Here is a 21,587-nt window from a genome sequence, read left to right as displayed (position 1 = left end):
GCGAGAGGCGCGGTTCATCCTGCGTCGTGCGCGGGCGACGACAGCTCGGGCGGATTAGCCGCAGGTGCCGGGATCGAGCAGCGCGTCGTCCGTCAGCATCTCGGCGGCGATGTCGAGCCGGGCGACGAGCGCGCCGTCCTCGACGGCGACGTCGGTGAGCGCGAGCCCGGCAGGCAGGCGGTCGGCGAGGCACACCGGCACCGGTCCGACCTCGATGCCCGCCATGGCGGCGAGCTGGTCGAGCGAGAGGTCCGCTCCCCCGACCGCGGCGCCCGTCGGCTCGAGGGTCAGGTCGCCGTCCGCGGCCCCCGGAGCGAGCGACAGCTCGATCGGGATGGACGCTCCCAGCAGCGAGATCCGGCTCGACAGCACGACGTCCGGGGCGGCGAGCTCGATCGTCGCGTCGGCCAGCGCCGACGGCAGCACGGCGGTGGCGAGCAGCGACTCGAGGTCGTCGGCCTCGATCCGGATCTCGGCGGTGCCCGGCCCGCCCGAGACGCCGTCGCGCAGGGGCACGCCGGTGAGGTGCACGTCGGCGTCGACCGTCAGCCCCGACACCCCGGATCCCGCGGGCAGCGGCACGTCCTGGCTGGAGATGCGCAGGTCGTCGAGGCGCCCGCCGATGAGCTGCGGGAGCACGAGGCCGCCGCCGACCGCGACGTCCATCGGGTGGTCCTCGGGCAGCCCGAGCTCGGTCGTGACGGTCTCGCGCACGCGGTCGGGCACGATGGCGCGGGCGACGGCCTCGGCGACGACGACCGCGGCGATCAGCAGCACCACGACCGCGGCGAGTACGATCCACGGCCAGCGACGGCGGCGGCGCGCCGGCGTCGTCACGGGGATCGGTGCGGTCGCCGAGGTCATCGTCTGCATCCGCTCCTGTTACATCCGCTCCGGGGCGCTCACGCCCAGAAGGTCGAGGCCGTTGCGCAGCACCTGGCCGGTCGCGTCGTTGACCCACAGGCGCGTGCGGTGCACCGGCTCGACCGGCGCGTCGCCCAGCGGCGTGACGCGGCAGTTGTCGTACCAGCGGTGGTAGAGGCCGGCGAGCTCCTCGAGGTACCGCGCCACGCGATGCGGCTCGCGCACCTCCGCCGCGAACGCGACCACGCGGGGGAACTCCTGCAGCGCGCCGAGCAGCGCCGACTCGGTCTCGTGCGTGAGCAGCTCGGGCGCGAACTCCGAGCGGTCCACACCGGCGTCGGCGGCGTTGCGACCGACGTTGTGGATGCGGGCGTGCGCGTACTGCACGTAGAAGACGGGGTTGTCGTTGGTGCGCTTGCGCAGCAGGTCGGGGTCGAGGTCCAGCGGCGAGTCGGCCGGCGAGCGCTCGAGCGAGTAGCGCAGCGCGTCCGTGCCGATCCACTCGATGATGTCGTCCATCTCGATGATGTTGCCGGCGCGCTTCGACAGCCGCGCACCGTTGATGGACACCATCTGGCCGATCAGCACCTCGATGTTCTTCTCGGGGTCCTCCCCGGCGGCGCCGGCGAGCGCCTTCAGGCGGTGGACGTAGCCGTGGTGGTCGGCGCCGAGCAGGTAGACCTTGTCGGCCCAGCCGCGATCGGTCTTGCTCAGGTAGTACGCGGCGTCGGCGGCGAAGTAGGTGTACTCGCCGTTCGAGCGGCGGATGACGCGGTCCTTGTCGTCGCCGAAGTCGGTCGTGCGCACCCAGACGGCGCCGTCCTCGTCGAAGACGTGGCCCTGCGCCCGCAGGCGGTCGACGGCCTGGTCGATGGGGCTCTGCGCGCCGTCGGCGCCGGGAGCGTGCAGCGTGCGCTCCGAGAACCACTCGTCGAAGTGCACGTTGAACGACGCGAGCGACGCCTGGATCTCGGCGAGCTGGATCGGGTAGGCGACGTCGCGCGCCACCCGCACCTGCTCGTCGTCGGGCAGGGACAGGATGTCGGCGCGCTCGGCGAGCACCCGACGGCCGAGCTCGTCGATGTACTCGCCCGCGTAGCCGCCCTCGGGCTTGTCCTCGCCCTTGAGCGACGCGACGATCGAGGCGCCGAAGCGGTCCATCTGCGCGCCCGCGTCGTTGATGTAGTACTCGCGGGACACCGTCGCGCCGCTGAACGCCAGCACGCGCGCGATCGCGTCGCCGAGGGCGGCCCAGCGGGTGTGGGCGATGTGCAGGGGGCCCGTCGGGTTCGCGCTGACGAACTCGACGTTGATCGTGTTGCCGGCCTGCGCGTCATTGCGGCCGTAGTCGGCGCCCGCCTCGACGATCGTCCGCGCGAGGGCGCCGGCCGCGCCGGCCTCGAGCCGGATGTTGATGAAGCCCGGGCCGGCGACCTCGACGCTCGCGACGCCCTCGGCCGCGGCCAGGCCGTCGGCGAGCTCCTGCGCGAGCTCGCGCGGGTTCGCGCCGAGGCGCTTGGCGAGCTTCATCGCGACGTTGGTGGCCCAGTCGCCGTGGTCGCGGTTGCGCGGCCGCTCCAGGGTGATGTCGGCGGCCGACAGGTCGAGCGCCTCGTCCGGGCGTCGACGCTCGGCGACGGGCGTGACGACGGCGAGCAGGGCGGCGGCGAGGGCATCCGGAGTCATAGCCCGACAAGTCTAGGGCGTGCCTCCTGACCGCCCGTCGCGCCGAGGCGCGGCCGCTCGGGGCGGGCGCCCGACCCCCGCTGTGCGGGAGCGTTCGGTCATACGTCGTCATCCGTTCAGCGGGATCGCATACTCTACTTCGCATGGCGTCCGCGATCCGCCCCCATCGCACCGTCCTCGCGCTGATCGCGATGGCGGTCGTCGCCGTGGTCGCGGCGATCGTCGTCGGCGCCCTGCGCCCCTGGTCGGCTCCGGTCGCCGAGGTCGAGCAGGCGGCCGCCGCGGAGCCTGCGGCGATCACCCCCGCGGCGATCCACCTGCCCGAGGAGCCCGAGGTGCTGGTCTTCGGCGACTCGTGGACGTACGGCATGTCGGCCACGCCCATCGAGCGCGGCTACGCCTACGTGCTGGCCGACCTGATCTCCGGCACGACCGTCGTCGACGGCGTGCCCGGCAGCGGCTACGTGCGCCCCGACCGCCCCGACTTCGGCTCCCGCATCGCCGAGCTCGACCCCGAGGCGTCCTACGACCTGATCATCCTGCAGGGGTCGATCAACGACCGCTGGGAGCCGGCCGAGGGCTACCGCGACGCCGTGAACGCCGCATGGGACGCACTCGCGGCGACCTACCCCGAGACGCCGATCGTGGTGCTCGGCCCCGCGCCGCAGGTGCTGCCCGTCGAGGAGCCCACGGCCCGGATCGACGGCGATCTCGCCGCCCTCGCCGCCGAGCGGCAGTGGTGGTACATCTCGCCGCTGCAGGACGAGTGGATCACCACGCAGAACTACGAGACCGTGATCGACACCAGCGAGGTGGCGCGAAACCACCCGTCGCTGGCGGGGCACGCCTACCTCGCGCAGCGTCTCGCCGACGCGCTCGACCGGATCGTCGACCCGGCGACGAGCCTCGAGGCGGCCGACGCCGGCGCGCCGGAGCCCGCCGGCCCCTGACCACCCGCTCGCGGCCGGCGCCGTCGTCCGGAGCAGCCCTCCGCGGCTGATATCCTCGGTCTGTATGCGCCCGTAGCTCAGTGGATAGAGCATTGGCTTCCGGTGCCAAGGGTCGGGGGTTCCCCCCCCCCCCCCCCCCCCCCCGGGGGGGCGGCCCCCCCCCCCCCCCCCCCCCCCCCCCTTCTCTCATCCGCGATCGGTGCGGAACGGCCCTTGTCGCGCGCCATAAAGGCGGTCTCGCACCGGATGACGCGGGCGACGGACGGATGCGGCGCGGGCTCGGGCTGCGTCAGCGCGAGAGGCCGAGCACCGCGGCGCCCACGCCCTGCACGACCAGCTGCGCGAGCGTCGGACGACGGCGCGAGCGCACCCGCGTCGTCGGTGCCGACGGCGCGATCGGCGCGGCCGGCGAGGGCTCCCGGTAAACACGGTTGGCCGCGCCCTCTGCGCTCGCGGGCGACGGCTCGCTCGGCGCCTGGGCGAGCAGCCGCGCGCGGTCGGCGACCTGCTGGGCACTCGGGCGATCGGCGGGGTCCGGCGCCGTCATGTCGGTGAGGAGCGTCGTCCAGGCCTCACCGAATGCGGTGGGCACCTCCGGCGCGGAGTGCAGTCGCGCCACCACGGCCTCGATCGGCGTCGTCTGCGGGAACGCCCGGCGGCCGGTCAGCGCCTCGATCAGCACCAGTCCCAGCGCGTAGACGTCGCAGGAGGGCGAGGGATCCATGCCGCGCGCCTGCTCCGGCGAGAAGTACGCGGCGGTTCCGACGGCCATGCCGGGAGTCGTCACGCGCGCCCCGTCGGCGAGGTACGCGATCCCGAAGTCGGCGAGCGTCGCGCGCATCCGACGCCCCCTGCCCGCGGCGCCGGTCTCGGCGGGATGCAGCAGGACGTTCGACGGCTTCACGTCTCGGTGCACGGCCCCGGCGGAGTGCACGGCGTGCAGCGCCTCCCCCATGTCGGCGGCGATCTCGGACACGAGACGCGTGGTGAGCGGGCCGCGCTGGATCCTGTCGGACAGCGCCCCGCCGCCGACGTACTCCATCACGAGATAGCCCGTGCCGTCGCGGCTGGCCTGCGCGTCGTACAGCGTGACGAGCGAGGGGTGGCTGAGCGCCGCGAGCAGCCGGGCCTCCGCGGCGCGGCGCCCGCGGTCCGCGTCGTCGACGGCGGCGGACGGGAAGATCTTCACGGCGACGGTGCGCTCGAGCACCTCGTCGCACGCGCGGTAGACCCGCCCCATGCCGCCCTCGCCGACCAGCTCCTCCAGCCGGTACCGGCCGTCGAGCACCGTCCCCGTCCGCGCGTCGGCGAGCGGGGTCCGGATGTCCGGGCCCGCCTCGCAGACGCTCGCCGATGCCATGCAGCCAGCATGCCGCGACCGACCGTTTCGCCGCTCAGGCTTGACGACGGCGCCCGGGTGTGCAAAACGCCGCTCAGCGGCCGACGGCGTACCCCTGCGCGCCGCGCGGATTGGCGGCGGCGCCCAGCCATCCGCTCGACGGGTCGCGCGTGACGGCGGACAGGCGCCCCAGAGACCAGTCGCCGGATCGGGTGACCGCGTGTCCGCGCGCGACGAGCCCCGCGATGACGTCGTCGCCCAGCCGCCCCTCGACGACGGCGCCCGCGGGCGTCCAGGTGCGCGGCCAGAACGAGCCGGGCATCGACGTCGTGTGCAGAGCGGGGGCGTCGATCGCCTGCTGCGGCGTGTGACCGCCGACGAGGACGCGCAGCAGCATCAGCAGCTGCCACTGGTCCTGCTGGTCTCCGCCGGGCGATCCGAGGGCCATCACCGGCTCGCCGTCGCGCAGCACGAGCGTGGGGGTGAGGGTCGTGCGGGGCCGGGCCCCCGGTCGCAGGCGCGACGGAGAGGCCTCGTCGAGCCAGGTCATCTGCAGCCGCGTGCCGAGGCAGAAGCCCAGGGCCGGGATCTCCGGTGACGACTGCAGCCAGCCGCCCGACGGCGTCGCCGAGACGATGTTGCCCCAGCGGTCCACGACGTCGATGTGGCAGGTGTCGCCGCGCGTGCGGCCGAGAGCGTCGGTCTCGAGCCCGTCCTCCGCCGCGTCAGCCGGCACGGTCGGCTCCCCGACGGAGCCCGCCGCCGGCCCTGCGTAGGCCTCGCGCAGCGGCGGGAGGGAGGGTCGGACGTGACCGGGCACCTCGCCCGGACGCACCTCCCGGGACGCGCTCTCGCCGATCAGCGACCGGCGCTCGGCCGCGTAGCCGGGCGAGAGCAGGTGCGCGAGGACGGCAGGATCGGCGTCCTCGCCGTACCAGACGTCGCGGTCGGCCAGCGCGAGCTTCAGAGCCTCCAGCACGGTGTGCGCGCCGAGCTCCGTGGAGGGGTCGAGGCGGTCGTCCTCGAGGCCGTCCAGGATGGCGAGCGCCTGCAGCAGCACGGGCCCCTGCCCCCAGGCGCCGGTCTTGGCGATCGTGTGGCCCCGGAACCGCACGGTCATGGCGGGTTCGTACGAGGCGCTGAACGCCTGCACGTCGGCCGCCGTGATCACGCCCGCGTGGTCGGCGCCGTCCGAGTGCCGATGCGGATCCCCCACGAACTCCGAGGCTGCGGCTCCCACGCGCTCGCGCCACCGTGCCCGCGCGGCGTCGATGCCCTCCTCGCGCGTGCCGGTCTCGCCGGCGGACGCCAGCTCCTGCAGCATCGAGCCGTAGACGGTCGAGCGGACCATCTGGCCCGGCGCCGGCGGACGCCCGCCGGGCATCCAGCGCTCGGCAGACGTCGGCCAGTGGTCGCGGAACAGGTCGGCGACGCCCGAGATCGTCGCGCACACGCGGTCGAGCACCGGGTGGCCGTCGAGGGCGTACCCGATCGCGAAGGCGAGCACCTCCCCGAGGCGCCACGTGCCGTGGTCCCGCAGCAGCATCAGCCAGGCGTCCACGGCGCCGGGCACGGCTGCGGCGAGCGCCCCCGATCCCGGCACGAGCTCGAGTCCCTCCGCGCGATAGCGCTCGATCGTCGCGCCGGCAGGGGCCGGCCCCTGCCCCGCCAGCACGATCGGCGAGGCGGGGTCGGCGGCGGTCGCGAACACCGCGGTCATGTCGCCGCCGGGCCCGTTCAGGTGCGGTTCGACGACGTGCAGCACGAACGCCCCGGCGACCGCCGCGTCGAACGCGTTGCCGCCGCGCTCCAGCACCGCCTGCGCGCTCGCGCTGGCGATCCAGTGCGTGGAGGCGACCATCCCGAAGCTCCCGCGCAGATCGGGCCGGGTGAGGTGCGGAGGCGGCGCCGTGAAGCTCATGCGGCCAGTCAATCAGCTGGTCGGGCGACGGCGCCGGGCTCAGACGAGGAACAGCGCGTCGAGCACCCCGGGGTTGTGCGCGTGGACGAGCACCAGGAAGACGACGGCGTCGAACAGCAGGTGCACGGTGACGACGTACGCCAGCGAGCGGGTGCGCAGGAAGATCATGCCCTGCAGGAGGGCGAACGGGATCGTCAGCACCGGACCCCACTCGCGGTAGCCGAGCTCCCACAGGAACGACACGAACACGATGGCCTGCAGCAGGTTGGCCGCCCCGTCCGGCAGATGGCGCCGCAGCAGCGCGAAGACGGTGCAGATGAAGAACAGCTCGTCCCAGATGCCGACGGCCCCGACGCCGACGAACAGCCGCCCGATGAGGGAGGGCGTGTCGACGACCGGCCAGTTCAGGTAGACGCCGCTCGAGATGAAGTAGAAGGGCAGGATCAGCCACCCCAGCACGAGCACGGCGACGAGCCAGCCCCACTGCAGCCGGCCCCAGCGCCCGCCGCCCCGCCAGGGGAACCGGATCGCCCGGTCCCGGTAGACGAACCGCGACAGCAGGTAGGGAACGGCGACCGCTCCCCCGAGGACGGCCGTGAAGCGGAGCATCGACAGGTCGTCGAGCTCGGCCTTCATCGACATCGACGCGACGATCAGCAGTCCGACCGCGATCAGCGAGAGGTCACGGGTCAGGCCGGGCGCCCGTCGCAGCCCCGCGGGGTCGCGGCGGTCGACGACGACGGCGACGGCGAGCCCGGCGGCCAGCAGCGTCGCGCCGAGCCACCACCACAGCAGGACGAAGAACGCCGGCGCCGCCAGGCACACCAGCAGGCCGGCGATCAGGACGAGCGGGTCGAGTCGGCGCACACCGGACGATGCCGCATCGGCGGGTTCCGGTGCGTGCGCTCCCTCGGCTGCCATCCTTCGATTCTGCCGGTCGGCGACCGGGCCGCGTCGCGCAGAGCGCGCAACAGGGCCGCTCGGCGGGGCTGTTCGGCCGGGCTGTTCGGCCGGTGCGGGTCAGCCTCGCGCGACCCGGCGGTAGGCCAGGTCGCGGATGTCGCGGCCCTTGTTCAGCCCCTTGCGCTCGAACGCGGTCATGACGCGGCCGTCGAAGCGCGGCGCCCAGGCGTCGCCGTCGGCGTCGAACGCCCGCTCGAGCTCGGAGGCGGCGTCGAGCACGTCGCGCATCTGCAGCGCGTAGTCCTCCCAGTCGGTGGCGAGGCGCAGCACGCCGCCGTCCCGGAGCGCGCGCCCGGCGACGGCGCCGAACCCGTCCTTCACCAGGCGACGCTTGTTGTGGCGGCTCTTGTGCCAGGGGTCGGGGAAGAACACCCACACCTCGTCGGCGGAGCCCTCCGGCAGCAGGGTCTCGAGCACCTCGGGCGCGTTCGCCTCGACCAGGCGCAGGTTGCGGGCTCCGGCGCGGTCGGCGTCGAGCATCGTCCGTGCCAGCCCCGCGCGGAAGACCTCGACCGCCAGGAAGTCGTCATCGGGGCGGGACGAGGCCGCGGAGACGATCGCGTGCCCCTGGCCCGATCCGATCTCGACGATCAGCGGCGCGGTGCGCCCGTAGGTCTCGGCGGGCACGAGGCGGGCGTCGGGGTGCACCGAGGTCGAGGCGACGTCGCGGGGCACGTCGAGCGCGTAGAACGGCGCGAGCTCGGCCCACGCGCGCTCCTGCGCCTCGGACATCCGGCCGCTGCGGCGCACGAACGAGACGGGCTTGTCGCGGAAGCGCGGGGCGTCCGGCGCGGCGTCGGAGGGCTCATCGGGCATCCCCCCAGCGTATTCGGCGTGCCTGCGGATCCGCGGCACGGTCCCGTCAGCGACGGCGCCTCCGGAGCGGCCCCTCCGGAACGTCTCCGTAGGGACCGCGCCCTAGGGAGACGTCACGAAGTCGATGAGCTCCTCGACCCGGCCGAGCAGCGTGGGCTCGATGTCGCGGAACGTCGTGACCCGCGACAGGATGTGCTGCCAGGCGCGAGCGATGTCCGCGTGCTCGGCGTGCGGCCAGCCGAGGCGGCGGCACACGCCCGCCTTCCACTCTTCACCGCGGGGAACCTCGGGCCAGGCACGGATGCCGACGGACGCGGGCTTCACGCACTGCCAGACGTCGATGAAGGGGTGGCCCACGATCAGCAGGTGCGCCCCGTGCGGGCCGCGCTCGATGGTCTGGGCGATCCGCGACTCCTTCGAGCCCGGCACGAGATGGTCGACGAGCACCCCGTAGCGCCGGTCGGGCCCCGGCGGCTCATCGCGCAGCAGGTCCGGCAGGCGGTCGACCCCCTCGAGGAACTCGACGGCGACCCCCTCCACCCTCAGATCGGCGCCCCACACCTTCTCCACGAGCTCCGCGTCGTGCTTGCCCTCCACGAGGATGCGGTGCGGCAGCGCCACGCGGGCGCGCTGCTCCTCCGCCACGAACGAGCCGGAGGCGGTGCGCCGTCGGCCCTGCGGCGCGGAGACGGGGACGACGAGCTCGACGGGCTCGCCGTCGATCATGAACCCGCGGCCGAGCGGGAAGATCCGGCGGCGCCCCTTCCCGTCCTCCAGCTCGACGTTGCCCGCCTCGAGGCGCGTGATCGCCCCGCAGAAGCCGTCGACGCCGACCTCGACCACCAGATCCACCTCGGCGGGGACGGTCTTGACCTTCTTCGCACCGCGCTCGCGCCATCCGGCGGCCAGCACGTCGGTGCCGTATCGATCGTCCATGGCGACGTCCTCCTCGGGTCCAGCGGCGACGCACCAGCCTATTGTCGCCACGCACCGGGAGGCGGTGCGACGCGCGCCGCGCCGCCCGCCGCACGACGAGCTCCGACGCGCGGCGTCCCGGGAGGCGTCTTGTGAAGATGCCCAGGACGCCTTTCTCGCATGCCGTGCGTGCATAGGATCGACGCGAGGCCATGCGTCTCGGGGACGCCGGCACGGAGAGGGTGCGCGATGCGAGCGAGGGCAGCCAGGATGCTTCGGGCGATCGCGGTTCTGGGAGTCGTCGGAGCCACCGCCTTCGCGGCGCTGCCGGCCGCGGCGGAGGAGCCGGTCGAGCTGGGCAGCGGCTATGTCTACGACGGCTCCGACGTGCTGTCGGACGCCGAGGAGGCGGCTGCGCAGCAGCGCCTCGAGCAGCTGAGCGCGGAGTCGGGGCTGGACCTGTGGGTCGTGTACGTCGACGACTTCGAGGACCCCTCCGACGCGCGCGAGTGGGCGGACGACACCGCGATCGCCAACGGGCTCGGCATCGACCAGTATCTGCTCGCGGCGTCGACCTCCGGGCGCACCTTCTACCTCTCCGGCGACTCCGACGGCCCGGTCAGCGACGACCGCCTGGGCCAGATCGAGAACGAGATCCAGCCGTTCCTCAGCGCGGAGGACTGGTCCGGCGCGATCGACGCGGCGGCGGACGGGCTGACCGGCGGGTCCGGGTCCGCCGTCCCGTGGGTGATCGGCGGCGTCGTGGGCGTCGCCGCCGTCGGCGGCACGGTCTGGTTCGTGTCGCGACGCCGCAAGGGCGCGGGCGGCACGGGCCAGGACGGCGCCGAGCCGCAGGTGCCGACCGAGGAGCTGCAGCGGCGTGCCGCGACGGCCCTCGTCGCGACCGACGACGCGGTGCGCGCGAGCGAGCAGGAGCTCGGCTTCGCCGTGGCGCAGTTCGGCTCGGACGCGACGGGCGAGTTCGAGCAGGCGCTGAAGGACGCGAAGGCGGCCCTCGCGCAGGCGTTCGAGCTGAAGCAGAAGCTCGACGACGGCGAGAAGGACACCGAGCAGGAGGTACGGGACTGGAACGCCGAGATCGTGCGCCTGTGCGAGACCGCGTCGGCGGCGCTCAGCGACAAGCAGTCGGCGTTCGCCGAGCTGCGCCGCATCGAGCAGGACGCTCCGGCGGCGCTCGCCGAGGCGCAGCGGCGGCGCACACAGGCGCAGGGCACCGCTGAGCGCGTCGAGGCGGCCGTGGCACAGCTGGGCGGGCGTTACGCGCCGGATGCCGTCGCGATCGTCTCCGACAACCCGGTCCAGGTGGGCGCGCGCCTCGCGTTCGCCGACGAGCAGCTCGCCGAGGCGCAGCGGCTGATCGACGCCGGCGACGGCGGGGAGGCAGCCGTCGCGATCCGCGGCGCCGAGCAGGCGCTCGCTCAGGCCGCCCAGCTCGAGCAGGCGGTCGCGGACCTCGACGGGACGCTTACCGCGGCGGAGCAGCAGGCGGTCGCGCTCGTCGCCGAGCTGGAGCAGGACCTCGCCCGGGCGCGCACCCTCGGTTCGACGAGCGAGGTCGCCGCGGCGATCGCGGCCGCCGAGCAGGCCGTCGCCACCGCGCGGCAGAACCTCGAGGGCACGTCCCGCAGCCCGCAGGCGCTGCTGCAGGCCCTGCAGAACGCGAACACGCAGATCGACGGCGTCGTGGCGGGAGCGCAGCGCGCCCAGCAGCTGCTCGGGCAGACGCTGCTGCAGGCGCGCAGCCAGGTCACGGGGGCGGAGGAGTTCATCGCGGCCCGGCGCGGCTCGGTCGGCGCTGACGCGCGCACGCGGCTCGCGGAGGCGGGCGCCGAGCTGACGCGCGCGGAGGCCCTGCAGGTCGGCGACCCGGCTCAGGCGCTGCAGCGGGCTCAGCGAGCGCTGCAGCTGGCCGCGGAGGCGAGCAGGCTCGCCCAGTCGGACGCGCAGTCGGCCGACTGGGGCGGCGGGCTCGGCGGCGGCGTGGTCGGCGGCGGCGGGATGGTCGACGGCATCGTGGGCGGCCTCATCGGCGGCCTGATCAGCGGCAGCGTGGGCGGTTCGCGCTCGCGCGGACCGAGCGGATGGGGCGGCGGGATGGGCGGCATGCTCGGCGGCGGATCGTACGGCGGGCGCGGCGGATCGTCCCGGCACAGCGGGTCCTTCGGAGGACGCAGCTCGGGGCGCAGCGGAGGACGCAGCTCGGGCGGCGGGCGCGGCGGGCGGCGCGGGGGCGGACGCTTCTGATGCGTCGCGCGCACCGCCTCACGGCCACGGTCCGGCGCCTCGCCCTGGCGGCGGTCGCCGGCGCGGTCGCGATCGGCGCCCTGGCCGTCACGCCGCCCGCGGTCGCCGCGACGCCGCCCGGGGATCTCGACGCGGGCTACGTGTCCGACTGGTCGGGCGTGCTCTCGGACGCCGAGGAACGCCGGCTCGAGCAGCGGCTCGAACGGCTCGCCCAGACCGACGACCGCCCCGAGCTGTACGTGGTGTTCGTCGACGAGTTCGCCGATCCGTCCAACGCCCTGCGCTGGGCCGATCGCATGTCCCTCGAGAACAACCTGGGCGCGGACCAGTACCTGCTCGCGATCGCCACGGAGGGACGCGCCCTGGCGATCTCGGCGGAGTACGAGGGCGGCGGGCCGCTCTCGGAGTCGCGCGTGCTCGAGATCGAGGATCGGCTCGGGTCCGCCTACCTGGCCCAGGACGACTGGGCCGGCGGGGTCGAGTACGTCGCCGACGAGTTCGACAAGGTGCCGCCGCCGTGGTGGGTCTGGGTCCTCGGGGCGCTCGGCCTCGCGCTGCTGGTGTTCGTCATCGTGCAGCTCGTGCTGCACGGGCGGCGGCGCGCGGCCCGCGCCCTGGAGCTGCGGACGCTGGAGGGGCAGAAGCGGCGCGCCTCGGTGACGCTGGTGCGCACCGACGAGGCGCTGCGCACCAGCGAGCAGGAGCTCGGCTTCGTCACGGCGGAGTTCGGCGACGAGGCGACGCACGAGTTCGCCCAGGTGCTCGCGGAAGGGCGCACCCAGCTCGACCGCGCGTTCGAGCTGCAGCGCAAGCTCGAGGACGCGATCCCCGACACCGACGCCGAGACCCGGTCGTGGACCGAGGAGATCCTGTCGCTGTGCGGCGCGGTGGACCGTTCCCTGGACGAGCGCACCCGCGCCCTGAAGGACCTGCGAGGGCTCGCCAAGGACGCGACCGCCACGGTCGAGCGACTCACCCGGGCTCGCGCCGAGGCCGACGAGCTGGTCGCGGCCGCGGACGCCCAGCTGACCGCGCTGCGCGCCCAGCAGACGCCCGACCAGCTCGCGGGCATCGACGACGACCCGGAGGAGATGCGCGAGCACCTGCGCCACGCGGACGAATGGCTCGGCAGGCTGCGCGACGCCGCGGCACGTGGTCGGGCGACGGCGATCGGCACGGCGGTGCACGAGATCGAGCGCGACCTGGCGGAGGTCTCGCAGCTGCACGCCGCCGTGGCCGCGCGCGCCGCGCAGCTCGTCGCCGAGACCGGGGTTACCGTGCCTCCCGCCGGCGCGCCCGGTGCGGACGGCCCGGGCGTGCTGCCGCTGTTCGCGCGCACGAACGACGACATCACCGGCAACCGCGAGCTCGACCGCGCCGCCGCCTCGGTGCGCGTCGCGGAGAGCGCGATCGCCGCGCGACCGGGTCGCGTGGCGGCGCAGGGCCTGACCGCGCTGCACCGCGCGCAGCAGGAGCTCGCTCTCGCCCGCGCCGCGGTCGACGACCCGGAGAAGCAGGCCGTGCACGCCCGCGCCGCGTCGTCGTTCGCCGAGCAGGCCCGGCAGGCGGCCGGCCCCGGCACGACCGCCGCGACGTCCCCGTCGGATCGGTCGGCGACCGAGCGCGCGGCGCGGCCCTCGTACGTCGCCGCCGCGGCCGATGACGACGACACGGGCGCCAAGGCGGGCGTCGGGGCGCTTGGCGGCGGCGCCGTCGGCTTCTTCGGCGGACTCGGCGTGCTGGGCGACGCGGACGAGCCGGGAGCGGGTATCGGCCTGCTCGTCCTGTTCACCCTCGGCGGAGCGGCGCTCGGCGCGCTGTCGGGCCTGTTCGGCGGCGAGGGAGGCGGCTCCTCGTCCGGGTGGGGCGGCTCCTCCTCCGGCTCGTGGTCGCGCTCGTCGTCGCGCGGCTCGCGGGGCGGGGGCTTCTCCTCGCGCTCGTCGGGGCGCTCGTCCCGCTCCTTCTCCAGCAGCAGATCTTCCGGCAGATCCGGCGGTCGTCGCTTTTGAAAACGTCGTTCGCGGCTCGCCGCGAACCGCCTAGGGTCGTTGAGGGAGGAGCGTCGCGATGAGTCGACACACCCCGCCTCGAGCCCACCCTCTCCACCGCAAGGCCACACGAAAGGCACATCATGGCAAAGCAGTCCATCTTCGGGCGCATCTCGACGCTCGTGAAGGCGAACATCAACGCTCTCCTCGACCAGGCCGAGGACCCGGAGAAGATGCTCGACCAGCTCGTGCGCGACTACACGAACAACATCGCCGACGCTGAGGCCGCGATCGCCGAGACCATCGGCAACCTGCGCCTGCTCGAGCGCGACCACGCCGAGGACAAGCAGGCGGCGGTCGAGTGGGGAAACAAGGCGCTCGCCGCCAGCCGCAAGGCCGACGAGCTGCGCACGTCGGGCGACACGGTCGACGCCGACAAGTTCGACGCCCTCGCGAAGGTCGCCCTGCAGCGCCAGATCACGGCCGAGAACGAGGTCAAGGCGACCGCGCCGCAGCTCGAGTCGCAGAGCGAGGTGGTCGAGAAGCTCAAGGCCGGCCTCAACGGCATGAAGGTGAAGCTCGAGCAGCTTCGCGGCAAGCGCGCGGAGCTCCTGGCCCGCCAGAAGACCGCCGAGGCGCAGACCAAGGTGCACGACGCCGTGAAGTCGATCGACGTGCTCGACCCGACGAGCGACCTCGGTCGCTTCGAGGAGAAGGTGCGCCGCGTCGAGGCCCAGGCCACGGGCCGCGCCGAGCTCGCCGCGTCGAGCCTGGACGCCCAGTTCGAGAGCCTCGACGACCTCGGCGAGCTGACCGAGGTCGAGGCGCGCCTCGCCCAGCTCAAGTCGGGCGGCACGCCCCAGGGCCAGCTCGGCTCCTGACCCCTTCGACGCCGCCCGTCCCCGCTCGGGGGCGGGCGGCGTCGTGCATGACGCAGGACCACCCGGCCCGGCGGCGCGTGTCCCGGGCGTGTCCCCCGGCTCATCCTGCGTCGTGCACACGACCGCGGGCCGTTCGAGGCAGGATGAGAGCATGGCTCGCTTCGTCGTGGTGCCCCAGTGGCAGGGATCCCCCTCCTCCCGTGCGATGGCGCACGTCGACGGCACGGAGGCCATCGCCGGCGATCTGCCGCGCGCCGCCTGCACCGCGGTCGAGGTGCCGCTCGAGGCGGGCGAGCCGCTCGGCACCGGCGTGCTGCGCGCGAGCGCGCTCCTGCGCACCCGCGACGCGCTCGCCACGGCGCTCGCCGACGTCCCCACCCCCGCGATCGTCATCGGCGGGGACTGCTCGGTCTCCGTTCCCGCGATCGGCCACGCCGCCGGGCAGGGCGAGGGTCCGCTCGCGGTCGTGTGGTTCGACGCGCACGCCGACCTGCACACCCCCGCCACCTCTCCGAGCGGCGCCTTCGCGGGCATGTCGCTGCGCGCGGTGCTGGGCGACGGCGCCGCCGGCCTGGCCCTGCCCGAGGGCGCGGTGTCGCCCGCGCACGTGGTCCTGGCGGGAGTGCGGATGCTCGACCCGGAGGAGGACGAGCAGCTCGCCGACTCCGAGATGACCTCGCTCGCCCCGTCCGACCTGGACGCCCCGGAGGCACTGGCGGATGCCGTCGCGGCGACGGGCGCGCGCCGTGTCTACGTGCACGTCGACCTGGACGTGCTGGACCCGGCCGACATCGACGGCGTCTCGTCCCCCGAGCCGTTCGGCGTGACCCCCGCGGCGCTCGTGGCGGCCATCGGCGCGGTGCGTGCCCGCCTTCCCCTCGCCGGCGCGACGATCGCGGGGTTCACTCCCCGCAGTCCGGAGGCAGCGGTGGACGACCTGGGCACGATCCTGCGCGTCGTCGGAGCGCTGGCGTGACGGCCGCGTCACGGGAGCCCGGTGCCGACGCGCACCCGCACGCGGAGCTCGATGCCCTGACGGAGCCGGTGCGCGCGCACGCCGAGCGCGCGCTGCGCGCGGGAGACCGCCTCGACCGCCTGATCCCCGGGTTCCTGCTCGACTCACCCGTGAGCCTCGTCGGCTACCGGTGGGGCACCGCGGTCGGCTGGGCATGGGGATCCCTCTGGAGCACCGGCGTCGTCGAGCGGCACGCGGGCCTCTGGGTCTTCCGGGGCATGCCGGCCTGGGCGTTCCCGCGCGGCGGCGTCTGCGTCGGCGGCTGCTTCCTCACCGGCGACCGGCCGCTCCGCGACGAGCTGCTGCGCCACGAGGGCGTCCACCGCGAGCAATGGCGCCGCTACGGGTTCCTGATGCCGCTGCTGTACCTGCTCGCCGGGCGTGACCCGCTGCGCAACCGCTTCGAGATCGCCGCCGGCCTCCGCGCGGGCGGCTACGTTCGCGCGCGTCGCCGTACGGCAAGAGCGCAGGACTGACGGCGCGCGACCGCCTGAATCAGCGGCGGCCGCTGAAGAGACCGAAGCGCTCGGGCGCGTGGATGCGCTCGGCACCCACGCCGAGGCGGTCCGTGAGGTGGTCGACGATGTCCGCCGTACCGAGGTAGCCGCCCAGCAGGTCGAAGCGCGTCTCGTCGTCGTCGATGCAGAGCATCTCGTCGGCCCAGGCGGTGACGGCTCGCGCGATGGCCGCACCGGGCGCGCAGGAGCGGCCCGAGCCGGGCTCGCCCGAGCGGGCGGATCGGTCGAGCCAGGTCACGACCATGCGGGGCGGCGCGGCGATGTCCGAGATCCAGGCGGCGTCGGGCACCTCCACGAACACCCGGCCGGTCGCGCAGATCGGCAGCGTCGAGAGCAGGACCTCGAGATCGACGAGCGAGTGCTCGTCGGCCGTCACCAGATGCTGCACGCGCGTGTGGCGCTGCGCACGGCAGGTCGCGGCGCTGTGCGGCGTCGCGTGCTCGGGGGCTCGCTGCTCGGTGGAGGTCATGATGCCCCCATCATACGCCCACCGAAGGGTTGCCTTACCTCACCCGAGAATACGGAGGAGGCTTTCAGCCGGCCGCCTCGACGACCAGGTTCCGGCGCAGCAGCGCGAGCTCGTCCTCCCCCAGGCCGTGGGACCTCAGATACCCGGCAGCCGAGCCGTGCTCGTCGCGGACGAGCGTCAGCACCTCGCGCATGACCGGGGCGGGCGACCGGGTGGCGAGCTCCTCGAGATGGCGCGCTCCCGGGTACGCCGATCGGATCCGAGCGAGCGTGCTCTCGTTGCGCCACGCGGGCAGGAGCGACTCCGTGCGGGCGTAGTCGTCCACGACGGCGTCCTCCTCGACCCCCGCCGCCGCAAGCGCGAGCGCGACGGTCATCCCGGTGCGGTCCTTGCCCACGGTGCAGTGGACCACCACCGGCTGAGCACCCAGGATGCCGCGCACCGCGGTCACGATCCGATCCCCCGACCGCTCCAGCAGCGCGGCGTAGAGCTGCGCGAGCGAGAGGTCCTCGAGGAAGAACGAGGCGAGCGAACCGAGGAACAGCGGCACGTGCAGCGTCTCGACGCCCTCCACGCCGCTCGGCGCGCGCGACACCTCGTCGTCGGAGCGCAGATCGACGACGCGACGCACGCCGAGTGCGCGGAACGCCTCCGCGCCGGTGGACTCGATGCCCGCCAGGCTGCCGGAGCGGTAGAGCACGCCGGACCGCGTCACGCCGGCCCCCGCGGGCAGGCCTCCCACGTCGCGGAAGTTGACCGCGCCCGGCACGATGCTCATGCCCGCATCACACCCCCGCCGAGGCCGCGCCGGTGGCCTCCGCGGCCGCCTCGCGCGGCGGCACCGCGTAACGCCCGGCGATCACCACGCGGTTGAAGGCGTTGATCGACACGCTCAGCCAGCTGACCCCCAGGTACTCCTTCTCGGTCAGCACGGCACCCACGCGGTCGTACACGTCGTCCGGGAGGCCGCCCCGATGGATGAAGGTGAACGCCTCGGCGAGCTCGAGCGCGGCGCGCTCGCGCTCGGAGAAGACGCCGGACTCCCGCCACGCCGGCAGCTGGGTGAGGTCGTCGACGCCGACACCCGCGGCGAGCGCGCGATCGGAGTGGATGCGCGCGCAGTACGCGCACCCGTTGAGCTGCGAGCAGTGCAGCAGGACGAGCTCCTTCAGCCGCTCGTCGACGCCGTTGGCGTGGGCGATGGAGCCGACCTCCCTCGAGAACGCGTCGAGCGCCTTGTACGCGGTCGGCTCGGACTTCGACAGATGCACCCTCGACTGGCCCATGCAGCCACCCTACCCAGCCGGGGTCCGCACCGATCGAGGAAGGGGCGAAAATCAATGTGCACAGCTAGCACGCGATATTACTTACATATAGCTGGATATTTCAGAGTTAAGCTGAGCTATTTGTCCCGCGATTTCCTCGGCTGGGACGCGCAGCGGCACAATGGTCCCAGATCCGCCCGCGCCGTCGGGCCCCGACCAGGAAGCACCCGATCCCGTGACAGAGAACACCCCGCCATCGCCGCACGGCGACGAGTTCTCGTACCTGCCCGGACAGGCGGCGCGGCTCGGCCGTCCCGTGCCTCCGGTCGCCAGGGTCTCGCTCGCGCTCGACGACGGGCGGACGCTCAGCGCGCTTCGATTCGGCGGCGGATCTCGGCCGGGCATCGTGCTGCTGCACGGCGCCGGCCTCAACGCCCACACCTGGGACAACACCGCGATCGCGATCGGCGCCGACACCCTCGCGGTCGACCTGCCGGGACACGGCGACTCCTCCTGGCGCAGCGACGCCGACTACCGGCCTCGCATCCTCGCCCCCGACGCCGCCCAAGCCCTCGAGAAGTGGGCGCAGGCGCCCGTGCACCTCGTCGGCCACTCCCTCGGCGGTCTCACCGCCGCCGCCCTCGCCGCCCGTCGTCCCGACCTCGTCGCGTCGCTGACGATCGTCGACATCACGCCGGGGGTCGCGGGCGGGGCCGGCTCGGCGCAGCTGCGGCGGTTCTACGAGCAGACGTCCTTCCCGTCGCGCGAGGACGCCGTGCAACGCGCCCTGTCGTTCGGGCTCGGCGGCGCGCTCGAGGACGCTCGTCGGGGCGTCTTCCACAACACCCGCGTGCTCGACGACGGCGACTACGGGCCCGGCACCGTCGAGTGGAAGCATCACTTCGCCCGCATCGCGCAGCAGGGTCTGTCGGCGGCGGACGCGGCCCCGCCCGTGGTCGATGGATCCGGCTGGGAGGACCTCGCCGCGGTCGCCGCGCCGATCACGCTGGTGCGCGCGGCGCGCGGTTTCGTCGACGAGCAGGCCGCCGCCGAGTTCGCGCGCCGGGTGCCCCGCGCCGAGATCGTCTCGATCGACGCACCCCACAACGTCCAGGAGGCGGCACCGGTCGCCCTGGCCGCGCTCATCTCCCCGACCGCGGAAGGCCGCTGACGGCCGATCCCGCCGGCGCGCTTTGCGCCGCCCCTCCGAGAGGACACCCATGCAGATCTTCACCTCACGCCGTGCGCGGTCGCCCCGAACCGTCGCGGTCGGCATCGGGGCCGTCGCCCTGCTGGCTCTCGCCGGCTGCGCCGCGTCCCCCGCCCCGGCGGAGTCCGCCGGCGAGGCCGACCCCGACGCCACGCTGCGTGTGGGCCTGGTGCTCGAGCCCGAGAACCTCGACATCCGCCGCACCTCGGGCGTCGCGCTCGAGCAGGTGCTGATCGACAACGTCTACGAGGGACTCGTCACCCGCACGACCGACAACGAGATCGTGCCCTCCCTCGCCACCGAGTACGACATCTCCGAGGACGGCCTCACCTACACCTTCACGCTCGCCGAGGGCGTCACGTTCCACGGCGGCGGCGAGCTCACGGCGTCGGACGTCGTCAGCTCGTTCGACGCCGTCCGCGACGACGAGAGCCTCAACGGCCACCGCGACCTCGCGCACGTGACGGCGGTGGAGGCGCCCGACGACCGCACGGTCGTGCTCACGCTCGACCAGCCCGACCAGAACCTGCTGTTCTGGCTCACCGGGCCCGCCGGACTCGTCTTCGACGAGGGCGACCAGACCGATCTGAAGACCGCCGCGAACGGCACCGGCCCGTTCACCCTCGACAGCTGGTCGCAGGGCAGCGCCATCTCGCTGTCCCGCTTCGCGGACTACTGGGGCGACGCGGCGGGTGTCGCCGCCGTCGAGTTCTCCTACATCCCCGACCGCACCGCCGCCGTCAACGCGGCGCTCGACGGCGACCTCGACGTCCTCACCCGCGTCGAGCCCGACCTCGCCCCCCAGCTCGACGGCGTGAACGGCTTCGCGCTCACCGACGGCCGCTCGACCTCCGAGGGCACGCTCGCCTTCAACAACGCGGCACCGCCGCTCGACGACGTCCGCGTCCGCGAGGCGCTGCGACTGGCGATCGACCACGACGCCCTCGTGCAGGCGCTCGGCACCGGCTCGACGCTCTACGGCCCGATCCCCGAGCTCGACCCGGGGTACGAGGACCTGTCGGACGTGGCCCCGTTCGATCCCGAGCGCGCGAAGGAGCTGCTCGCCGAGGCCGGCCAGGAGGACCTGAAGATCACGCTCACGATCTCGAACCACTACGGCACCACGGTGCCCGCGTACCTCGTCTCGGCGTTCCACGACGTGGGCGTCGACCTGCGCGTCAACCCGGTGGAGTTCTCGACCTGGCTGAACGACGTGTACGAGAACAAGGACTACGAGCTGAGCTTCGTGGAGCACGCCGAGCCGCGCGACTTCTCGAACTGGGCGAACCCCGACTACTACTTCGACTACGACAACGCCGAGGTGCAGGACCTGTACGCCGAGGCGATGACGACCATCGACGAGGCCGAGTCGAGCGCCCTGCTCGCCGAGGCGGCGCGCATCGTGTCGGAGGACCATGCGGCCGACTGGCTGTACTCGGCCGGCGAGCTCACCGCGGTGTACGAGGGCGTGTCGGGCTTCCCCGTCGACTCGACGACGTCGCGCATCGATCTGTCGTCCGTGACCCTCGCGGGCGAGTGACCCCGGCGATCCCCTGACCCCGGTCCGCCCGTGGCCAAGTACCTGCTGACGCGGCTCGCCCTCCTCGTGGTGGGGCTGCTCGCGGCGAGCGCGCTCATCTTCGCGGTGCTGCGGGTCATGCCCGGCGACGTGGCGCAGCTGATCGCGGGCACGCAGGGATCGGCCGCGCAGGTGGCGCGGATCCGCGAGCAGCTGGGACTGGACCTTCCGCTCTGGCAGCAGTACCTGGGCTGGCTCGGGGGCATCGTGCGCGGCGACCTCGGCTCGTCGCTGCTCACCGGCTCGCCGGTCGCCGACCAGCTGTGGGAGAAGGCGCAGGTGACGGTGCCCCTCGGCGTGCTGTCGATGCTCGTCGCCCTGCTGATCGCCATGCCGTTCGGCGTGCTGTCCGCCCTGCGGCGCGGCCGGGCCTCGGGCACCCTGATCAGCGGGCTCGCCCAAGGGCTCGCTGCGGTCCCGGTCGTGTGGGCCGGCATGATGCTCGTCGTCGTCTTCGCCGTCGTGCTGGGGTGGCTGCCCGCGCAGGGGTTCCCGCGCTCGGGGTGGGCGTCCCCCGATCAGGCGCTGCGCGCACTGGTGCTGCCGGCGCTCACGATCGGCGTGGTCGAGGGCGCGATGCTGCTGCGGTTCGTCCGCAGCGCGACGCTCCAGGCGATCGGACAGGACTTCGTGCGCACCGGCGCCGCGAAGGGGCTCACGCGCACGCAGGCGCTGATCCGGCACGGACTGCCCTCGGTCGGCCTGTCGATCGTCACCGTCCTCGGGCTGCAGGTCGCGGGCACCGTGGTGGGAGCCGTCGTCATCGAGCGGGTCTTCAACCTGCCCGGCATCGGCCGGATGCTGGCGTCCGACGTCGGCTCGCGCGATCTGGCGATGGTGCAGGGCGAGCTCCTGGTGCTGACCGGCTTCGTGCTGCTGATCGGCTTCGCCGTCGACCTGGTGCATCACGCCATCGATCCCCGGCAGCGGGAGGCGGGCTGAC

General features: G+C 73.9%; 19 protein-coding genes. 9 read left to right on the top strand and 10 right to left on the bottom strand.

Annotated features, from left to right (window positions below):
* Positions 1-54: 54 nt before the first annotated feature.
* Both K5S26_RS15945 and argS read right to left on the bottom strand, forming a co-directional pair.
* Positions 55-873, bottom strand: coding sequence for an LmeA family phospholipid-binding protein (locus K5S26_RS15945; RefSeq protein ID WP_221859992.1), 819 nt, complete (start codon positions 871-873; stop codon positions 55-57).
* Between the two features lie 9 nt (positions 874-882).
* On the bottom strand, positions 883-2,550 hold the full coding sequence (gene argS / locus K5S26_RS15940) for an arginine--tRNA ligase (RefSeq protein ID WP_221859990.1): 1,668 nt from the start codon (positions 2,548-2,550) through the stop codon (positions 883-885).
* Positions 2,551-2,693: 143 nt separating this feature from the next.
* On the opposite strand from argS, the gene K5S26_RS15935 reads away from it, so the two are divergent.
* Positions 2,694-3,500 (top strand): SGNH/GDSL hydrolase family protein, encoded by an 807-nt coding sequence (locus K5S26_RS15935; protein WP_246604114.1) that lies wholly within the window; start codon positions 2,694-2,696, stop codon positions 3,498-3,500.
* A gap of 289 nt (positions 3,501-3,789) precedes the next feature.
* Here the strand turns inward: K5S26_RS15935 and K5S26_RS15930 are convergent, their stop codons facing one another.
* The 5 genes from K5S26_RS15930 to K5S26_RS15910 all read right to left on the bottom strand — a co-directional run bounded on the left by K5S26_RS15930 (position 3,790) and on the right by K5S26_RS15910 (position 9,475).
* Complete coding sequence (locus K5S26_RS15930) at positions 3,790-4,860, bottom strand: serine/threonine-protein kinase (protein ID WP_221859988.1); 1,071 nt, start codon at positions 4,858-4,860, stop codon at positions 3,790-3,792.
* 73 nt (positions 4,861-4,933) lie between these two features.
* Entirely contained in the window at positions 4,934-6,760 is a 1,827-nt protein-coding gene (locus tag K5S26_RS15925; protein WP_221859986.1) for a gamma-glutamyltransferase family protein, read from the bottom strand.
* A gap of 39 nt (positions 6,761-6,799) precedes the next feature.
* On the bottom strand, positions 6,800-7,681 hold the full coding sequence (locus tag K5S26_RS15920) for a CPBP family intramembrane glutamic endopeptidase (protein ID WP_246604113.1): 882 nt from the start codon (positions 7,679-7,681) through the stop codon (positions 6,800-6,802).
* Positions 7,682-7,780: 99 nt separating this feature from the next.
* The gene (gene trmB / locus K5S26_RS15915) at positions 7,781-8,539 is read right to left on the bottom strand and encodes a tRNA (guanosine(46)-N7)-methyltransferase TrmB (protein ID WP_221859984.1); all 759 of its coding nucleotides are present in this window, start codon (positions 8,537-8,539) and stop codon (positions 7,781-7,783) included.
* Between the two features lie 102 nt (positions 8,540-8,641).
* Positions 8,642-9,475, bottom strand: a complete 834-nt coding sequence (locus K5S26_RS15910; RefSeq protein WP_221859982.1) for a DUF3097 domain-containing protein — start codon at positions 9,473-9,475, stop codon at positions 8,642-8,644.
* 249 nt (positions 9,476-9,724) lie between these two features.
* On the opposite strand from K5S26_RS15910, the gene K5S26_RS15905 reads away from it, so the two are divergent.
* From K5S26_RS15905 to K5S26_RS15885, 5 genes are all read left to right on the top strand, one after another.
* Complete coding sequence (locus K5S26_RS15905) at positions 9,725-11,719, top strand: TPM domain-containing protein (protein ID WP_246604112.1); 1,995 nt, start codon at positions 9,725-9,727, stop codon at positions 11,717-11,719.
* Complete coding sequence (locus K5S26_RS15900; protein WP_221859979.1) at positions 11,719-13,728, top strand: TPM domain-containing protein; 2,010 nt, start codon at positions 11,719-11,721, stop codon at positions 13,726-13,728. The genes K5S26_RS15905 and K5S26_RS15900 overlap by 1 nt, the downstream gene beginning before the upstream one ends.
* 122 nt (positions 13,729-13,850) lie before the next feature.
* The gene (locus K5S26_RS15895) at positions 13,851-14,588 is read left to right on the top strand and encodes a PspA/IM30 family protein (protein ID WP_221859977.1); all 738 of its coding nucleotides are present in this window, start codon (positions 13,851-13,853) and stop codon (positions 14,586-14,588) included.
* A gap of 151 nt (positions 14,589-14,739) precedes the next feature.
* Positions 14,740-15,564 carry an arginase family protein gene (locus tag K5S26_RS15890; RefSeq protein WP_221859975.1) on the top strand — a complete coding sequence of 275 codons (825 nt, stop codon included), beginning with the start codon at positions 14,740-14,742 and terminating at the stop codon, positions 15,562-15,564.
* Positions 15,565-15,656: 92 nt separating this feature from the next.
* Positions 15,657-16,079, top strand: a complete 423-nt coding sequence (locus K5S26_RS15885) for a Fe-S oxidoreductase (RefSeq protein WP_221860029.1) — start codon at positions 15,657-15,659, stop codon at positions 16,077-16,079.
* 19 nt (positions 16,080-16,098) lie between these two features.
* Here the strand turns inward: K5S26_RS15885 and K5S26_RS15880 are convergent, their stop codons facing one another.
* The 3 genes from K5S26_RS15880 to K5S26_RS15870 all read right to left on the bottom strand — a co-directional run bounded on the left by K5S26_RS15880 (position 16,099) and on the right by K5S26_RS15870 (position 17,876).
* Complete coding sequence (locus tag K5S26_RS15880) at positions 16,099-16,590, bottom strand: SIP domain-containing protein (protein WP_221859973.1); 492 nt, start codon at positions 16,588-16,590, stop codon at positions 16,099-16,101.
* Positions 16,591-16,654: 64 nt separating this feature from the next.
* Positions 16,655-17,368 (bottom strand): tyrosine-protein phosphatase, encoded by a 714-nt coding sequence (locus K5S26_RS15875; RefSeq protein WP_221859972.1) that lies wholly within the window; start codon positions 17,366-17,368, stop codon positions 16,655-16,657.
* A 7-nt stretch (positions 17,369-17,375) separates the two neighbouring features.
* Positions 17,376-17,876, bottom strand: a complete 501-nt coding sequence (locus tag K5S26_RS15870) for a carboxymuconolactone decarboxylase family protein (protein WP_221859970.1) — start codon at positions 17,874-17,876, stop codon at positions 17,376-17,378.
* Positions 17,877-18,090: 214 nt separating this feature from the next.
* Here K5S26_RS15870 and K5S26_RS15865 point away from each other — a divergent pair, with 214 nt between their 5' ends.
* From K5S26_RS15865 to K5S26_RS15855, 3 genes are read left to right on the top strand one after another with little or no spacing between them, the layout of a single operon-like run.
* Positions 18,091-19,026: an alpha/beta fold hydrolase gene (locus K5S26_RS15865; protein WP_308123028.1), complete on the top strand. Its 936-nt coding sequence runs from the start codon at positions 18,091-18,093 to the stop codon at positions 19,024-19,026.
* A 49-nt stretch (positions 19,027-19,075) separates the two neighbouring features.
* Entirely contained in the window at positions 19,076-20,605 is a 1,530-nt protein-coding gene (locus K5S26_RS15860; RefSeq protein ID WP_221859966.1) for an ABC transporter substrate-binding protein, read from the top strand.
* A gap of 30 nt (positions 20,606-20,635) precedes the next feature.
* Complete coding sequence (locus K5S26_RS15855; RefSeq protein WP_221859964.1) at positions 20,636-21,586, top strand: ABC transporter permease; 951 nt, start codon at positions 20,636-20,638, stop codon at positions 21,584-21,586.
* Position 21,587 lies beyond the last annotated feature (1 nt).

Origin of the sequence: Microbacterium marinilacus (genome assembly GCF_019753765.1) — a bacterium.
Lineage (GTDB): Bacteria > Actinomycetota > Actinomycetes > Actinomycetales > Microbacteriaceae > Microbacterium > Microbacterium marinilacus.
This window is presented reverse-complemented; position numbering and strand designations above follow the sequence as displayed.

Excerpts from the sequence above, each read along its gene's own strand:
- K5S26_RS15945 (WP_221859992.1), bottom strand. The coding sequence starts at position 873 with ATGCAGACGATGACCTCGGCGACCGCACCGATCCCCGTGACGACGCCG.
- argS (WP_221859990.1), bottom strand. The coding sequence starts at position 2,550 with ATGACTCCGGATGCCCTCGCCGCCGCCCTGCTCGCCGTCGTCACGCCC.
- K5S26_RS15935 (WP_246604114.1), top strand. The coding sequence starts at position 2,694 with ATGGCGTCCGCGATCCGCCCCCATCGCACCGTCCTCGCGCTGATCGCG.
- K5S26_RS15930 (WP_221859988.1), bottom strand. The coding sequence starts at position 4,860 with ATGGCATCGGCGAGCGTCTGCGAGGCGGGCCCGGACATCCGGACCCCG.
- K5S26_RS15925 (WP_221859986.1), bottom strand. The coding sequence starts at position 6,760 with ATGAGCTTCACGGCGCCGCCTCCGCACCTCACCCGGCCCGATCTGCGC.
- K5S26_RS15920 (WP_246604113.1), bottom strand. The coding sequence starts at position 7,681 with ATGGCAGCCGAGGGAGCGCACGCACCGGAACCCGCCGATGCGGCATCG.
- trmB (WP_221859984.1), bottom strand. The coding sequence starts at position 8,539 with ATGCCCGATGAGCCCTCCGACGCCGCGCCGGACGCCCCGCGCTTCCGC.
- K5S26_RS15910 (WP_221859982.1), bottom strand. The coding sequence starts at position 9,475 with ATGGACGATCGATACGGCACCGACGTGCTGGCCGCCGGATGGCGCGAG.
- K5S26_RS15905 (WP_246604112.1), top strand. The coding sequence starts at position 9,725 with ATGCTTCGGGCGATCGCGGTTCTGGGAGTCGTCGGAGCCACCGCCTTC.
- K5S26_RS15900 (WP_221859979.1), top strand. The coding sequence starts at position 11,719 with ATGCGTCGCGCGCACCGCCTCACGGCCACGGTCCGGCGCCTCGCCCTG.
- K5S26_RS15895 (WP_221859977.1), top strand. The coding sequence starts at position 13,851 with ATGGCAAAGCAGTCCATCTTCGGGCGCATCTCGACGCTCGTGAAGGCG.
- K5S26_RS15890 (WP_221859975.1), top strand. The coding sequence starts at position 14,740 with ATGGCTCGCTTCGTCGTGGTGCCCCAGTGGCAGGGATCCCCCTCCTCC.
- K5S26_RS15880 (WP_221859973.1), bottom strand. The coding sequence starts at position 16,590 with ATGACCTCCACCGAGCAGCGAGCCCCCGAGCACGCGACGCCGCACAGC.
- K5S26_RS15875 (WP_221859972.1), bottom strand. The coding sequence starts at position 17,368 with ATGAGCATCGTGCCGGGCGCGGTCAACTTCCGCGACGTGGGAGGCCTG.
- K5S26_RS15870 (WP_221859970.1), bottom strand. The coding sequence starts at position 17,876 with ATGGGCCAGTCGAGGGTGCATCTGTCGAAGTCCGAGCCGACCGCGTAC.
- K5S26_RS15860 (WP_221859966.1), top strand. The coding sequence starts at position 19,076 with ATGCAGATCTTCACCTCACGCCGTGCGCGGTCGCCCCGAACCGTCGCG.